This window comes from Vibrio sp. A1-b2, assembly GCF_021726015.1.
In the GTDB taxonomy this organism is placed as follows: Bacteria; Pseudomonadota; Gammaproteobacteria; order Enterobacterales; family Vibrionaceae; genus Vibrio; species Vibrio diazotrophicus.
Window position 1 is genome coordinate 80,945 of the sequence record NZ_JAKKCI010000005.1, and the last position, 16,088, is coordinate 97,032.

General features: G+C 43.7%; 12 protein-coding genes and 2 tRNA genes. 1 reads left to right on the forward strand and 13 read right to left on the reverse strand.

The window, feature by feature from the left end; all coding sequences use genetic code 11:
* The first annotated feature begins 49 nt into the window (after nt 1-49).
* Complete coding sequence (locus L3V23_RS12975; RefSeq protein ID WP_102966230.1) at nt 50-2,398, forward strand: PilZ domain-containing protein; 2,349 nt, start codon at nt 50-52, stop codon at nt 2,396-2,398.
* Between the two features lie 71 nt (nt 2,399-2,469).
* Here L3V23_RS12975 and nlpI read toward each other — a convergent pair whose 3' ends face one another.
* The 13 genes from nlpI to folP all read right to left on the reverse strand — a co-directional run bounded on the left by nlpI (nt 2,470) and on the right by folP (nt 16,084).
* Nucleotides 2,470-3,393: a lipoprotein NlpI gene (gene nlpI / locus L3V23_RS12980; protein ID WP_042484376.1), complete on the reverse strand. Its 924-nt coding sequence runs from the start codon at nt 3,391-3,393 to the stop codon at nt 2,470-2,472.
* Nucleotides 3,394-3,510: 117 nt separating this feature from the next.
* Nucleotides 3,511-5,643 (reverse strand): polyribonucleotide nucleotidyltransferase, encoded by a 2,133-nt coding sequence (gene pnp / locus L3V23_RS12985; protein ID WP_042484379.1) that lies wholly within the window; start codon nt 5,641-5,643, stop codon nt 3,511-3,513.
* 469 nt (nt 5,644-6,112) lie between these two features.
* On the reverse strand, nt 6,113-6,382 hold the full coding sequence (gene rpsO, locus L3V23_RS12990) for a 30S ribosomal protein S15 (RefSeq protein ID WP_042484382.1): 270 nt from the start codon (nt 6,380-6,382) through the stop codon (nt 6,113-6,115).
* A 246-nt stretch (nt 6,383-6,628) separates the two neighbouring features.
* On the reverse strand, nt 6,629-7,573 hold the full coding sequence (truB, locus tag L3V23_RS12995) for a tRNA pseudouridine(55) synthase TruB (protein WP_102966229.1): 945 nt from the start codon (nt 7,571-7,573) through the stop codon (nt 6,629-6,631).
* Nucleotides 7,573-7,968 (reverse strand): 30S ribosome-binding factor RbfA, encoded by a 396-nt coding sequence (gene rbfA / locus L3V23_RS13000; protein WP_042484387.1) that lies wholly within the window; start codon nt 7,966-7,968, stop codon nt 7,573-7,575. Before rbfA ends, truB begins: the two co-directional genes overlap by 1 nt.
* 144 nt (nt 7,969-8,112) lie before the next feature.
* Nucleotides 8,113-10,818: a translation initiation factor IF-2 gene (gene infB, locus L3V23_RS13005; RefSeq protein ID WP_042484391.1), complete on the reverse strand. Its 2,706-nt coding sequence runs from the start codon at nt 10,816-10,818 to the stop codon at nt 8,113-8,115.
* A 22-nt stretch (nt 10,819-10,840) separates the two neighbouring features.
* A complete protein-coding gene (gene nusA / locus L3V23_RS13010; protein WP_042484394.1) occupies nt 10,841-12,328 on the reverse strand; it encodes a transcription termination factor NusA in 1,488 nt (495 codons plus the stop codon).
* 35 nt (nt 12,329-12,363) lie between these two features.
* The gene (gene rimP, locus L3V23_RS13015; RefSeq protein ID WP_042484396.1) at nt 12,364-12,819 is read right to left on the reverse strand and encodes a ribosome maturation factor RimP; all 456 of its coding nucleotides are present in this window, start codon (nt 12,817-12,819) and stop codon (nt 12,364-12,366) included.
* Between the two features lie 216 nt (nt 12,820-13,035).
* A tRNA-Met gene (locus L3V23_RS13020) sits at nt 13,036-13,112 on the reverse strand.
* Nucleotides 13,113-13,166: 54 nt separating this feature from the next.
* Nucleotides 13,167-13,249 (reverse strand) — tRNA-Leu (locus L3V23_RS13025).
* 26 nt (nt 13,250-13,275) lie between these two features.
* Entirely contained in the window at nt 13,276-13,614 is a 339-nt protein-coding gene (gene secG / locus L3V23_RS13030) for a preprotein translocase subunit SecG (RefSeq protein WP_102963310.1), read from the reverse strand.
* 258 nt (nt 13,615-13,872) lie between these two features.
* Complete coding sequence (glmM, locus tag L3V23_RS13035) at nt 13,873-15,213, reverse strand: phosphoglucosamine mutase (RefSeq protein WP_102963249.1); 1,341 nt, start codon at nt 15,211-15,213, stop codon at nt 13,873-13,875.
* 37 nt (nt 15,214-15,250) lie between these two features.
* On the reverse strand, nt 15,251-16,084 hold the full coding sequence (gene folP / locus L3V23_RS13040; RefSeq protein WP_102966228.1) for a dihydropteroate synthase: 834 nt from the start codon (nt 16,082-16,084) through the stop codon (nt 15,251-15,253).
* Nucleotides 16,085-16,088 lie beyond the last annotated feature (4 nt).

Below are 16,088 nucleotides of genomic sequence, written 5' to 3' on the forward strand. Positions count from 1 at the left end.
CATTATCAATGCCGATTTTATTAAGTGGACATTACTCTAACAGAAAACTATGCAGCAATCTGAAATTCTCTCCCTCGCTGAACGGCTAATTCCCGCTTATAAATCAGCCGACTTTGAGCAACTCCTGAATAAATTCACGGGGGGACAGCCGCCGTCTGTCAAACTTCTGGTGAAGATGGAATTGAATCGAGTCATGGCTCCATGCTCCAAAAGCATTGATTTACGCGGGCGAGTTCAAGGTGAATGCAGAGAATATGAGTTAGACGGCAAAAAACATTGGCTGGATGATGTTGCATTTAATACTTATCACAAGAGTGTTAAGAAGTTTGGCGGTTACACCGAAGGGGTTTGGGAGAATTTAATTAATACTCGCAACAACTTTCGCGTTATGAATCAGCAAGGCACATTGAACAAAGGTAAGAGTGTCACTGTAGATGGTAGCTTTGAAGTTGAACCGATTAAATTGGGTTATGACCTTAAACGCTTAGAAAATCGCTTAAAGATTAATACTCAGGTCAAAATCCATCTGCCAAGTAATGAGCAAGTGGTTCACGGTTTGAGTGTCGATTTATCAGCATCTGGCGCCAAATTCAAAGTTCCTTCAGCATTCAACTACAAACTTGGTGATACCATTTGGGTTCAATTCACCGAACTCACAAAAAGCAGCAAGCTGGAAGAGCTAAACAAACCGATTGAATATCGTATTCTTGGTGTTGATGAATCTTACGATAATGACGCGATAAAGTATTTGCGTGCTTTGAAACTGTCAGAGAGCCTAATTATTGAAAAGGTGATTGAAGAATCGCTAAAAAATAACAGCCAGAAAGCCCGTCACGACAACCAAGATAAAATTATCCGCGCTCGGACTCGTGGTTACGAACACAGCTATTTAAAACATACTTGTAACTTGCCTGTATTTTTCAGTGGTAGCGAACTGAAATTGGCATTGCTCACCGAACACAATCATCAGCTTTGGCAATACTGGCACGACGAGCGAAACCAACAATCTTTAAGTAGTCTGTTCAATCAGACTCGTATGGACATGCTCACCAAACCAGGTGTAAGCGGCAGTAATAATGTCCTTTATGCTTTCAAACACGAACATCAAGATAAGACGTTCTTCTTCTCGATGATGATGCCCGAAGCCACTAGCGATCAACGTAAGCTGTTTTGGCATGTCGGTGCACGTAAAGAAAGTTGGAAAGCTTTCCGTTTATCGGTATTTGAGCTTTCTCAGTCAGAGCGAGAAGAACTGGCTAATCATTCCAGTGAACTTGCGAACCAGTCGCAAAAACTCACTCACTGCGGTGTATTACAAGAAATCAGTGATTTCAGCTCGGCGAAGGACTATTTACTAGTCGACAAACCTCAGCTGCCAACCAGTGATCTCAACCCATTTCGTCATCCCCGTAAGGTTATTGGCTCTCCTACAGGTATCTATTTTGATGCCCGCTCACGCCGGAAAGAGCCTCGCTACACACTGAAAACCCCAGTGAGTGTCATTTTCAATGACCAAGTTCTTGGAGAAGGTGCCACTGTCGATCTTTCCAAACGCGGACTGAATGTGATTGTGAATACCCCTTTACAATTGAAAGCGGGGGACATGATCAACATCGATTATCTTGAGTTGAAGCTGTACGACAAAAATTTACCTCTCAATAATGTTCCATATCGGGTAATTAGAATCAGTCCTGAAGGACAGCGGTTGCATCTTGTGATCGATGAAAATGCGCAAACGATGAAAACCATCGCTTTTTTCAATAGCATCATTGAAAGCAATCAAGACAAGTTAAAAGCAAAAGAAGAAGTTCTGCCTAGTCCACAGTTACTTGAAGGCTTACACAATATTTTGCTGGATAAGATTGTTAGCGCACCAATTTTTGTCGAGAAAAGCGGTCCTAGCCTGAAGCCTAAAGTGATTGGTGTAAATTACCCTCTTCCACCTCACTTGGCTTTGCTGGCCAAATTGGGGCAAGAAGGTCAAATATCCCTTGAGCCAATCTTTAAAGGTCACACCAACACCTTACTGGCGACACCAATGAAGCGAATTGATGGTGCTGAAGCTCAACACAATGAAGTCTATATTGCTGCAATCAAATTTGGCTCACGCATCCAGTCTGTTGAGACTCGATTGTTATCAGATTTTGCCAATACAAACGAACGCATCAAGTTCATTCAAAAGGCACAATTGATGGGCGAGATTTTCATTCTAAGACTTTGCGGGGCTCCAGTGTTTGATCCATTCACAGTACTGTTGAGACGAGATATTGATGAGCTGGCACAAATCAGCCTCCATCAAGCCAAAAACTTAGAGAAAGAAATCGGTGCAATTGTTGGATATGGTGAGATTATCGATATTACTGAAGAAGTTCTTATCCGGTTGGAATTAACGAACTAAAACTTTTCTTGTTACGCAAATAAAAAATCCAGTGCTAATACACTGGATTTTTTATTCTCATTTAACTTAGGTTACTCGTTAGCCGTAAGCTCAGCTTTCTCTTTCGCTAGCTGAGCTTCGCGCACATCTTTGTAGATTCGCCCCAACTCAATAAACGAGTAACGATGTTCTACGTACTCATACACATTGAACGAGATAGCCAACTTATAAAGTGACACAGCATGAGCATAATCACCTTGCATGTGATAACGCTTACCTAAGTAGAAGTAGGCTTCTGTTAAACGCTGAGCTAATACATTGTTGTCACGCGTACTCGCTAATATCGCTTTGAATAGTTGCTCTTCAGATATTTCGTCCAACATCATAGCAACCAACAGCCATCCCCACTCTTCATTGTGAGATTTGAATTGTTGGCTTAGCTCGGCTTTTGCAGTATTTGGATCGAGATCCATTTTAATGATGTAGCGCCAAAGAGCTCGAAACGGATCGTTAGGATCCATTTGATAGTGTTTGTCAGCTTCATCGAATGCAAGCTGTGGGCGCTCACCGTAATAAAGCGCAACCGCTCGGTTACGCATTGCATATTCATTGTTCGGATCAAGCTCTAATGTTGAATCAAAAGACTCGTAAGCTGCATCGAACTCACCAGTTTCAGTGTAATAAACACCTAACAGATTAAAGATATCTGATTGTGCGGGGTTTAACGCTAACGATTGGGTGAAATCTAAACGAGCTAAATCACGTAAGCCGACACTGTCATAAGCGTTGCCACGTTCAAAAAGCATTTTTGCTCGAACTTCGTCGGTTAAATCAGAGCGCTGTAATAGCTGAGTCAAACGCGCTATTTGAACTTCCTGCTGCACACTAGCCTGTAAAGGAATAGCCATTGGTGGATAAACCCAAGGTAAGGATTGATCCGATTCTGATGAATTGTTCGCACATCCAGCTAATAGCATTAACGCTACACTGGCCGCTGCGGTTTTGAACCATTTCACTAATAGATACTCCTGTATACCCCAAACGCATGAAAAAGGGAGCGAATCACGCTCCCTTTATAACACGCTTTCTAGATAAAATGCGAAAACAGTTCGCATTCCATCTTTTGCGTAAACTTATTCCGCTTCTGGAGCAGAATCAGTTGCAGCTGCTTCAACTGGCTTTTCTACTGCTTCTTTCATGCTCAGACGAACACGGCCTTGGCGGTCGATTTCAAGTACTTTAACTTGAACTTCTTGGCCTTCAGTTAAGAAATCAGATACTTTCTCTACACGCTGGTCAGCGATTTGAGAAATGTGTACAAGACCATCTTTACCAGGAAGAACGGTTACGAATGCACCGAAATCAGCGAGACGTGCAACTTTACCTGTGTAGATCTTACCAACTTCAACTTCAGCAGTGATTTGCTCAATACGACGAATCGCTTCTTGCGCTTGCTCACCAGAAGTTGCTGCAATTTTGATTGTGCCGTCATCTTCGATTTCGATCGTTGTACCCGTTTCTTCAGTTAGCTGACGGATAACTGCGCCGCCTTTACCGATAACATCTTTGATCTTATCTGAGCTAATCTTCATTGTGTGGATACGCGGAGCGAATTGTGAAATATCGTCACGAGCACCAGAGATAGCTTCATCCATCACAGACAGGATGTGCTTTCGTGCACCTTGCGCTTGGTTAAGTGCAATTTGCATGATCTCTTTAGTGATACCTTCGATCTTGATGTCCATTTGAAGAGCAGTAATACCAGTGTTAGTACCTGCTACTTTAAAGTCCATATCGCCTAGGTGGTCTTCGTCGCCAAGGATGTCTGAAAGAACAACGAAATCATCGCCTTCTTTAACAAGACCCATTGCGATACCCGCAACAGAAGACTTGATTGGAACACCTGCGTCCATAAGAGCCAGTGAAGTACCACACACAGATGCCATTGAAGATGAACCGTTTGATTCAGTGATTTCTGAAACAACACGTACTGTGTACGGGAACTCTTCTGGAGAAGGCATTACAGCTGCAATACCGCGCTTAGCCAGTTTGCCGTGGCCGATTTCGCGACGCTTAGGAGAACCTACAAAACCAGTTTCACCTACACAGTATGGAGGGAAGTTGTAGTGTAGTAGGAAGTAATCTTTCTTCTCACCAGTTAGCTCATCAATGATTTGCGCATCACGTTGAGTACCTAGAGTTGCCGTTACTAGCGCCTGAGTTTCGCCACGAGTGAATAGCGCAGAACCGTGAGTACGTGGAAGAACACCAGTACGTACATCAAGTGCACGAACCATGTCTTTCTCACGACCATCAATACGTGGGTTACCCGCGATGATGCTACGACGTACAACTGTTTTCTCTAGATCGTGGAAAATAGTGTGAACTTCTTTTAGGTTCAGCTCTTCATCTTCAGCAAGTAACTTTTCATTCACTTCAGCACTGATTTCGTGGATACGGTCATAACGCGCCATTTTTTCAGTGATTTGGTAAGCTTCAACAAGTTTAGTCTCAGCTAGCTCAGCGATTTTCGCTTTAAGCTCTGTGTTTTCTGCTGGAGCTTCCCAAGACCATGCTGGAGTTGCAACTTCTGCTGCAAATTCGTTGATAGCATTGATAACTGTTTGTTGTTGGTCGTGACCAAATACAACAGCAGAAAGCATCTCTTCTTCAGTTAGGTTGTCTGCTTCTGATTCAACCATCAATACTGCAGATGAAGTACCAGCAACAACAAGGTCAAGCTTAGACGCAGCAAGCTCAGTGTTGCTTGGGTTAAGTACTAATTGACCATCAATGTGACCAACACGAGCTGCACCGATAGGGCCATTGAATGGGATACCAGAAATAGCAAGCGCTGCTGAAGTACCAATCATAGTTACGATATCTGGTTGTACATCAGGGTTAACTGAAACAACAGTAGCGATAACTTGAACTTCGTTTTTGAATGCATCTGGGAATAGAGGGCGAATAGGACGGTCGATTAGACGAGCAGTCAGTGTTTCGCCTTCAGAAGGACGGCCTTCACGCTTGAAGAAGCCACCTGGGATTTTACCTGCAGCGTACGTACGCTCTTGGTAGTTTACAGTTAGAGGGAAGAAGTCTTGACCTTCTACCGCTTCTTTTTTACCAACAACAGATACAAATACTGCGGTGTCATCCATAGTAACCATAACTGCTGCTGTCGCTTGACGTGCAATAACACCTGTTTCTAGCGTTACAGTGTGGTTGCCGTACTGAAACGTTTTAACAACTGGTTTTTCGAACATGTAAATATTCCTTGCTCTGAGCAGATGCTCAGATTTATTAAATGAATCTCACACATTACGAATCGCGACTAGTAAAAACGTGCTCAGTTCTTTATTGCAAGAAACGTCCGCAAAACACGCTTTGAATAGCCGCGACCGTTTGGTCGACGTGGTTGACTGTAATGTAGTGAGTATTGATTGGAAATCCTTACAGAGGATTTCGCCGTGCGTAGTATATACCCGCTTGCTTCAAGATGCTAATTTCAGGAGATAATTGGTGTGCTTTTTCCGGTATTCCAGATGCCTTATATACCATTAAAACGTAGGCTGAAATCTAGCTAAAGCGCGCGATTATATTAGATTCTGGATATTTGGTGGCGAAATTCCAGAATGACACTGTTAAGTAACTGAGTGTCACACTCTCAAATCGCAGACACAAAAAAGGGGCTAAAAAGCCCCTTTTTCTTCAAACCTGCTTGGCAGACGCGAATTAACGACGTAGGCCTAGGCGTTTGATTAGGTCGTGGTAACGATCTAGATCTTTACCTTTTAGGTAATCTAGAAGTTTACGACGGCTAGAAACCATACGTAGAAGACCACGACGGCTGTGGTGATCGCCTTTGTGTTCTTTGAAGTGACCTTGAAGGTGGTTGATAGAAGCTGTAAGTAGAGCTACTTGAACTTCTGGTGAACCAGTGTCGCCTTCAGCACGTGCATATTCTGCTACGATTGCTGCTTTAGTTTCTGCATTCAGAGACATAATTCTCTCCTAAAGAGTTAAGTTTATATTTGTGTCAGCCAATCTCTGATTCAGCCGACACGTGAGGGGCGGATTATAGGGAATATCCTGTAATCACACAAGCGCTATTTCACGTAATAAAATTCGTAACTTCGCACCATAAATCTGTCATTGAAGTTGCAGACAAGCAAAAAGCGAACGACTCCTCACGAGCATAGATAAACTATGTTATTAGGGTGAGTCAACGCAGTTAACAACGCTGCAGCTTCAAGCGCGCGGTGGATAAACCACTAAACGCTTCGGCGCTACTTTCCCATCGTTATCGATTTCAGCAACACCTAGGAATAGCTTCTCTTCACCACCCGTCATGCGAACTATACCGTCTGTTGGAGCACCAAAGACTTGAACCGCTTGACCGTGCTGAACCATATCAACCAGCTCAGCAACCAGATTTACTTCAGGCAAATCTTGTACTGCGGTATCCATTGGTAACAACAAAGCATCAAGAGCATCATAAGGTGAACGCTCTTCACGATGAGCCTGTTCAACAAGCTCGTTAAGCTGCTCTAGTGTCACCATATTTTCATATGGATATTTAGCAACACCAGTACGACGTAACATAGTGACGTGCGCGCCACAGCCTAGCATTTCACCTAAATCATCAACGATAGTGCGGATGTAGGTACCTTTTGAGCAGTGTACTTCCATCTCAACTTCATCGTTTTCAAAACGATGCAGAACAATATCGTAAACGGTGATTTTGCGAGATTCACGAGGAACTTCGATACCTTGACGAGCATATTCATACAGAGGACGACCTTGATATTTCAATGCTGAAAACATTGAAGGTACTTGGTCAGTTTCACCCCTGAATTTTTCGATACAACTGATCAGAGTTTCGCGGTCTACGTTCACTTCACGAGTTTCAACTACTTCACCATCTGAATCTGATGTGTCAGTGCGCTCACCCAGCTTTGCGATCACGCGATAACGTTTATCGGAATCGAGCAGAAACTGAGAAAACTTAGTTGCTTCACCCAAACAGATCGGAAGCATACCCGTTGCTAGAGGATCTAGCGCACCGGTATGTCCTGCTTTTTCTGCGAAGAAAAGGCGCTTAACTTTTTGCAGGGTATCATTTGATGAGATGCCGGTTGGTTTATCAATCAGCACCACACCATTTATCGGACGCCCTTTACGACGACGAGCCATTACTCTTCGTCCTCGCGACCCGCATCTTTTTGCTTACGCTTATCGGTACTGACTACTTCAGAAACAAGGTTCGACATACGCATACCTTCTACTAAGGTACTGTCATAGTGAAAACGAATTTCAGGTGTTAGACGTAAGCGAATACGTTTACCAAGCATCATACGAATATGAGCTTCATGCTCACGTAATGCTTTTAAACATGATTCTGGTGTTTGCTCGCCTACACATAAGAAAGTGACGAACACTTTAGCGTAAGCAAGGTCACGAGAAACTTCTACATCAGAAATGGTCACCATTCCTAATCGAGAATCACGAACTTCGCGCTGAAGGATCATCGCTAGTTCTTTTTGTAGTTGCTGAGCCACACGCTGAGTGCGGCTAAATTCTTTTGGCATAATTTTCTCACTAAATAGAAAGAATGGGGGAATGGTAAACCCACTCCCCCATGGCGTATTCAACAACCGAACATTGCCGTTTGTTCTAGTTGATGAGCCATTATGACTAACGAATAATCATTAGGTCTCATCAATTTTAACGAATTAATCGATGGTACGTTGAATCTCAACCGTTTCGAATACTTCAATTTGGTCGCCTACGCGAACATCGTTGTAGTTCTTAACGCCGATACCACACTCATAACCGTTCTTAACTTCTTGCATGTCGTCTTTAAAGCGACGTAGCGATTCAAGTTCACCTTCGTAAATAACCACGTTATCACGTAGTACACGAATTGGGCTGTTACGCTTGATTGTACCTTCAGTAACCATACAACCAGCGATTGCACCCAGTTTCGGTGACTTAAACACGTCACGAACTTCAGCAAGACCAATGATTTCTTGCTTGAATTCTGGAGCAAGCATACCGCTCATTGCCGCTTTAACTTCATCAATCAATTGGTAGATGATTGAGTAGTAACGTAGATCGATATTTTCGTTTTCAACTGCACGACGAGCTGATGCATCAGCACGAACGTTAAAGCCAACAACGATAGCGTTTGAAGCCGCTGCTAGTACTACATCTGTTTCTGTAATACCACCAACACCTGAACCTACAATGTTCACTTTTACTTCATCAGTAGATAGTTTCACTAATGAATCAGAAATTGCTTCAACAGAACCTTGTACGTCAGCTTTCAGTACGATATTCAGTTCAGAAACGTCACCCGCAGTCATATTAGAGAACATGTTCTCTAGTTTAGATTTCTGCTGGCGAGCCAGTTTCACTTCACGGAACTTACCTTGACGATAGTTTGCAACTTCACGAGCTTTACGCTCATCACGTACAACTGTCGCTTCGTCACCCGCCGCAGGAACACCTGAAAGACCTAGAATTTCTACCGGGATAGAAGGACCAGCTTCGTTAACTTCGTTACCAACTTCATCACGCATTGCGCGAACTCGGCCATATTCCTGACCACAAAGTACGATATCACCTTTGTTCAGAGTACCTGACTGTACAAGAACAGTTGCAATTGGACCGCGGCCTTTATCTAGGCGTGATTCGATAACAACACCAGAAGCCATACCATCTTTAACTGCAGTGAGTTCAAGAACTTCTGCTTGTAAAAGGATAGACTCAAGTAGTGAATCAATGTTTGTACCCTGTTTTGCAGAGATATGAACGAAGATATTCTCACCGCCCCACTCTTCAGGAATAACATCGTATTGAGCTAGCTCATTCTTAACGTTATCTGGGTTAGCATCTTCTTTGTCGATCTTGTTCACAGCGATAATCAAAGGTACACCTGCCGCTTTTGCGTGCTGGATAGCTTCAACTGTTTGTGGCATTACACCATCATCTGCTGCAACAACAAGAACAACGATATCTGTCGCTTGAGCACCACGAGCACGCATTGACGTAAACGCCGCGTGTCCAGGAGTATCAAGGAACGTAATCATGCCGTTTGGTGTTTCTACATGGTATGCACCAATGTGCTGCGTAATACCACCTGCTTCGCCAGAAGCAACGTGTGTACGACGAATGTAGTCCAACGTTGACGTTTTACCATGGTCAACGTGACCCATAATGGTAACGACTGGAGCACGTGCAACTTTTTCGAACTCGTTATCACGGTCTTGCATTACCGCTTCTTCAAGTTCATTTTCTTTACGAAGAACCACTTTGTGACCCATTTCTTCAGCAACAAGTTGTGCTGTTTCTTGGTCAATCACTTGGTTGATCGTCGCCATTGCTCCCATCTTCATCATCACTTTGATGACTTCAGTCCCTTTTACTGACATCTTGCTTGCCAGTTCAGAAACTACGATAGTTTCACCAATCACAACATCGGATTTAGCAACAACTGCGCTCTTATCAAAGCCGTGTTGCATTGACGATGGCTTGGCAATCTTGCCAGCTTTACGACCTTTACCACCACGACGAGTATCGCGCTCTTGCTTATCGTCGCGATTAGACATTTTCGTCTTTTTCGTCTTAGCAGCAGCACTACGGCGACGAGCACCTTCTTCACGACGGTCTGCTTCATCTTCTGCCGCACGAGCATAGCTCGATGTGGTCACATGGTAATCTGTATTCTCTTCCATTTTACCCTTTTTCTCTTCTTCAGCAGACCAACGCTCATTATTCTGTTCAGCCAATTCACGTGCTTTCTCAAGCTGACGAAGACTCTCTTCTTCAGCTTTACGCTTAGCTTCTTCTTCCTGACGACGCTTCAGTGCTTCGGCTTCTTTTCGCGCTGCTTCTTGCTTCATTTTATCTTCAGCAGAACGTTCACGTTTCGCCCCACCCTGTGCATCACGATTAGCTTCTTCTGCTTCACGTTTTGCTTTTTCATTTGCTTCTCGTTGCGCTTTTTCTTCTGCTTCACGTTTTGCCTTTTCTTCGGCTTCACGTTTCGCAGCTTCTTCAGCTTCACGTTTCGCTAATTCTTCAGCTTCGCGCTTAGCAGCTTCTTCTGCTTCGCGTTTTGCTTCATCTTCAACTGCACTGCGCTTAACATACGTTCGTTTTTTGCGCACTTCAACTTGAACATCCTTACTTTTACCGCCACCAGCACTTACGCTTAGTGTACTACGGGTTTTACGCTGGAGCGTTAAACGAGTTGGCTCAGATCCTGAGCCCTCTCCATGTTCCTTACGTAAGTGATTCAGAAGTTTGCTTTTTTCTTCTTCTGATACGCTGTCTGAACTCGTTTTTTTCATGCCAGCATCAGCAAGTTGTTCTAATAAGCGGTCAACTGGAGTACCAATTTCTTCACTCAGTGCTTTAACTGTAAGTTGTGTCATGCCGCTTCCTCCCTTGCTGAAATTATGCGTCTTCACCGAACCAACAAATGTTACGAGCTGCCATAATGAGCTCGCCAGCGCGTTCTTCGGTTAGACCTTCAATACCTTCAAGATCGTCGATGCCTTGGTCTGCTAAATCTTCTAGTGTTACTACACCTTTAGCAGCAAGTTTAAATGCCATATCACGCTCAAGACCAGCTAGAGATAGTAGGTCTTCAGCTGGCTCTAGGCCTTCGAACGATTCTTCTTGTGCCAATGCAATTGTTGTCAATGCATCTTTCGCACGGTTACGCAGTTCTTCAACTAGGTCTTCATCCAGACCGTCTACTTCTAGTAGTTCGTTGACAGGAACATACGCAACTTCTTCTAATGTAGAGAAACCTTCTTCAACCAACAGCTCAGCAAAATCTTGCTCAACATCGAGGTACTTCATGAAGCGCTCGATAGCTGCCATTGATTCTTCTTGGTGTTTCTTGTTTAGATCTGCAACTGTCATTACGTTCAGTTCCCAACCAGAAAGTTGAGACGCTAGACGTACGTTTTGACCGTTACGGCCAATTGCTTGAGCTAGGTTATCTGCTTCAACAGCGATATCCATTGAGTGTGCATCTTCATCAACAATGATAGAAGCAACGTCAGCTGGAGCCATTGCGTTGATCACAAATTGTGCAGGGTTATCATCCCAAAGCACGATATCAATGCGCTCACCACCAAGTTCGCTAGATACAGCCTGTACACGTGCACCACGCATACCGACACACGCACCTACTGGGTCAATACGGCGATCGTTTGTTTTCACAGCGATTTTCGCGCGAGAACCAGGATCACGAGCCGCACCTTTCAGTTCGATCATCTCTTCGCCAATTTCTGGCACTTCCACACGGAACAGTTCAGCCAACATTTCAGGCTTAGAACGTGTTACGAATAGTTGGAAACCACGAGCTTCTGGAGCCACTTTGTAAAGTAGGCCACGAACACGGTCGCCAGGACGGAAGTTTTCACGTGGCAGTTGGTCTTCACGTAAGATAACCGCTTCAGCGTTGTTACCAAGATCTAGGATAACAGTCTCACGGTTAACCTTTTTAACCACACCTGTTACTAGCTCACCTTCGTTGTCGATGAACTGCTCAACGATTTGTGCGCGTTCGGCTTCACGTACTTTCTGTACGATAACTTGCTTCGCTGTTTGCGTTGTGATGCGGTCAAATGTTACAGATTCGATTTGCTCTTCGTAGTAATGACCTAACTCAACTGAATCATCATCATAAGATGCAGCGTCTAGAGACATCTCTTTTGTTGGGTTTTCCACTTCGTCTACAACTAACCAACGACGGAAAGTTTCAAACTCACCCGTTTTGCGGTCGATAGCAACGCGAACATCTACGTCAATTTCGTATTTTTTCTTAGTCGATGTTGCTAGCGCAATTTCAAGCGCTTCAAAGATACGCTCACGAGGTACTGCTTTCTCGTTCGAAACAGCCTCTACAACCGCTAAAATTTCTTTACTCATTGTTATAGCCTCTTAAGCTCTTTTCTCTAGGAGAACTAAAATTTAGGGATCAGGTTAGCTTTTGAAATGTTGCTAATCGCAAAATGTTCTTCTTGACCATCTACAGTTATAGCAACAGTTTCACCATCAACTGAGTGAATGATGCCTTTCCATTTACGACGGTTTGCTACAGCCATTTTCAAAACGATGCTGACCTCGTGACCGATAAATTGATCATAATGTGCAGCTTTAAAGAGTGGTCTTTCCATACCTGGCGAAGACACTTCTAAGTTGTAAGCAACAGTGATTGGATCTTCAACATCCAATACAGCACTCACTTGGTGACTTACTTCTGCACAATCGTCAACGTTAATACCGTTTTCATGATCAATGTAGATACGTAGTGTTGAGTGTTGTCCTGCGCGAACAAACTCCAATCCAACTAACTCATAACCTGATGCCGCTACAGGCGCGTCAAGCATTTCTGTTAATTGTCTTTCTAAACCAGTCATTTAAACCACTCCAGAAACAAAAAAAGGGCATAGAGCCCAATTTAAATTCCAAGCAAAGCACCTGTATTTCACATTAAGAAACACAGATAACAAAAAACCCCGAAAGTCGGGGTTTTTGCTGCTGGACCCTGATAAATTGAGAATTTCTTCTCAACTGCAGTGAGGTAAACACTGCCAAACTTGCAACAATTAACTCTCTATAAAATAGAAGATAATTGGTTGCGGGGGCCGGATTTGAACCGACGACCTTCGGGTTATGAGCCCGACGAGCTACCAAGCTGCTCCACCCCGCGTCCGACTTGTGAGCAATTATACGCTCAACAAGGTGTTTTACAAGTTTGTAAACATGGTGCCGAGAGAGGGACTCGAACCCTCACACCGAAGCGCTAGCACCTCATGCTAGTGTGTCTACCAATTTCACCATCTCGGCATAACCTTTCTTACTTTAAAGTAAGATTATTGAGGAATTTCGTCGCCTGTTGGGGCTGGAGCTTCACTCAATGTACCTTCAGTAGTTTGCTCAATCACTTGACCTTTAGCAGGGTCAACCCATTGTGATTCAGTTTTATGTGTAGACATGTTGCCTAGCACAAGACTAAAGATAAAAAATATTGTTGCAAAAATTGCAGTCATTCGGGTTAGAAAATTTCCTGAGCCGCTCGCGCCAAACACTGTGTTTGAAGCACCAGCACCGAATGAGGCTCCCATATCTGCGCCTTTACCTTGCTGGATCAACACTAGGCCAATGATACCAACCGCTGCCAACAGGTAAATCACAAGTAGAACTGTAAACATCGCTTCCACCTATGTTCCAAATTGTTGAGCCAGCGCCGTTCTAATCATTTGCAATCATCGACAAGAACAAGGCTAGCGACCTCCTAACAGAAGGCGGACGCAATACTATCGAATGCGAGTATGACTGACAAGGGATATTTGTTAAAAATATCCCGTTTGCTTATCAAACGGTCAAAAAAGGCTCAAAGTGATATTAGTTTAAACTTGGCTCCAAAATTTTAACTTGGTTAAAAACTTAGGAGCCAACAAAAACAAGACTTAACAGTTAGCTTTTACAGCTTCTGCAATTTTTAAAGCGGAAGATTTAACCAGTTCAGCATCTTCACCTTCTACCATTACTCGAAGCAAAGGCTCAGTGCCTGACTTGCGTAACAAAACACGGCCTTTAGCGCCAAGTTTTGCTTCAACTTCTTTAACGCTCGCAATCACAGCTTCTGCTTCTAACGGATTGGTATCACCACTAAAACGCACATTTTCCAGCACTTGAGGATAGAGTGTCATTCCTTTGGACAACTCGCCTAGTGACATTTCACTACCGACAACTGAAGCTAAAACTTGTAGCGCGGCAACAATCGCATCACCAGTGGTGACTTTATCCAGCAGGATAATATGCCCAGAGTTCTCTGCACCGATCTTCCAGCCTTTTGCCAGTAATTGCTCCATTACATAGCGGTCACCAACTGCAGCACGAACAAATGGAATACCCAGTTGTTTTAGACCATTTTCCATACCTAGGTTTGTCATTAGCGTACCAACAACACCACCTTTCAATTCTCCACGACGTAATGCATCGCGAGCAATGATATAAGCGATTTGGTCGCCGTCGACCTTATTGCCATTCTCATCGACCATAATTAAACGGTCGCCATCGCCATCAAAAGCCAGACCTAGATGAGCTTGCTCTTCCACAACACGTTTTTGTAGTGCAGCGACATCCGTTGCACCTACTTTATCGTTGATATTTGTACCATTAGGTTCAATACCCATAGCAATAACATCGGCACCCAGTTCTTTAAACACATTCGGAGCAATGTGGTAAGTCGCGCCGTGTGCACAATCAACGACAATTTTCAGTCCGGCCAAACTTAATTTATTTGGAAAAGTGCTTTTGCAGAATTCGATATAACGACCAGCAGCATCAACTAAGCGTGAAGCTTTACCTAGTAGAGCAGATTCAACACAAGTGATCTCTTTGTCTAACTCAGCTTCAATAGCCAACTCCACTTCATCAGGCAGCTTTGTACCATCCGATGAGAAGAACTTAATGCCGTTGTCGTAATACGGGTTGTGTGATGCTGAGATAACAATCCCCGCTTCTGCACGAAATGTTTGAGTCAAATACGCTACCGCTGGCGTTGGCATTGGGCCAGTCAATACAGCTTTTAAACCCGCAGCTGCAAGACCCGCTTCTAGAGCAGACTCCAACATGTAACCAGAAATGCGGGTATCTTTACCAATGATCACTTGCTTAGTACCTTGTTTAGCAAGTACGCGCCCAGCAGCCCAACCAAGCTTAAGTACAAAATCAGGAGTAATCGGGTATTGACCTACCTTGCCACGCACGCCGTCAGTACCAAAATAACGTCTTTCGTCAGACATAATGTATCCTTAACTAATTTTTATAACTTATTGTTACTTATAAATTGTTGTTCATTGTTTGGATGATTTTCATCGCTTCCAATGTCTCTTCGACATCATGAACGCGAATAATCTGTGCGCCTTTTATAGCGGCAATCGTTGCACAAGTCACACTTGCAACCATACATTCCGCTGGTTTCTTCTCAAGAAGCTTAAAGATCATCGATTTACGCGACATTCCAGCCAAAATAGGTAACCCCAAGCGATGTAGTTTTTCTAAGTTGGCGAGTAAATGATAGTTGTGCTCAATTGATTTACCAAAGCCAAAACCTGGGTCTAAAATGACGTTCTCTCTTGGAATTCCAGCTTTTTCACAAGCTGCTAATTTCTCTAGCAGAAAGCTTTCAACTTCATCCAGAACATTATCGTATTCCGGATTGATTTGCATCGTTTTCGGTTGTCCTTTCATGTGCATGATACAAACAGGCACTTGCGCTTGAGCTGCAACTTCCAAAGCTCCCGGCTCTTGCAGGGAACGAACATCATTGATTAGGTCTGCACCAGCCGCTATCGATTGTCGCATCACTTCAGCTTTACTGGTATCAACTGATATCCAAACATCTTGGTTAAACTCTCGAATCGCTTTGATTGCTGGAATGACGCGTCGAAGTTCTTCCTCAAGGCTCACATCAGGAGCACCCGGTCTGGTAGATTCTCCACCAATATCGATAATGCTTACACCAGCTTCTATCATTTGTTTGGCACGAACAATGACATTATCTATCGACGTATAACTGCCGCCATCTGAAAATGAATCCGGAGTCGTGTTCAGAATCCCCATAACATGAGGACGGTCTAGAATGAGTTCTTTAGTTGCTGTTGTTAATTTCATAAAC

Coding starts and splice junctions, on each gene's coding strand:
- nusA (WP_042484394.1), bottom strand. CDS start 12,328: ATGAGTAAAGAAATTTTAGCGGTTGTAGAGGCTGTTTCGAACGAGAAA.
- rpsO (WP_042484382.1), bottom strand. CDS start 6,382: ATGTCTCTGAATGCAGAAACTAAAGCAGCAATCGTAGCAGAATATGCA.
- truB (WP_102966229.1), bottom strand. CDS start 7,573: ATGGCTCGTCGTCGTAAAGGGCGTCCGATAAATGGTGTGGTGCTGATT.
- pnp (WP_042484379.1), bottom strand. CDS start 5,643: ATGTTCGAAAAACCAGTTGTTAAAACGTTTCAGTACGGCAACCACACT.
- glmM (WP_102963249.1), bottom strand. CDS start 15,213: ATGTCTGACGAAAGACGTTATTTTGGTACTGACGGCGTGCGTGGCAAG.
- secG (WP_102963310.1), bottom strand. CDS start 13,614: ATGTTTACAGTTCTACTTGTGATTTACCTGTTGGCAGCGGTTGGTATC.
- infB (WP_042484391.1), bottom strand. CDS start 10,818: ATGACACAACTTACAGTTAAAGCACTGAGTGAAGAAATTGGTACTCCA.
- folP (WP_102966228.1), bottom strand. CDS start 16,084: ATGAAATTAACAACAGCAACTAAAGAACTCATTCTAGACCGTCCTCAT.
- rbfA (WP_042484387.1), bottom strand. CDS start 7,968: ATGCCAAAAGAATTTAGCCGCACTCAGCGTGTGGCTCAGCAACTACAA.
- rimP (WP_042484396.1), bottom strand. CDS start 12,819: ATGACTGGTTTAGAAAGACAATTAACAGAAATGCTTGACGCGCCTGTA.
- L3V23_RS12975 (WP_102966230.1), top strand. CDS start 50: ATGCAGCAATCTGAAATTCTCTCCCTCGCTGAACGGCTAATTCCCGCT.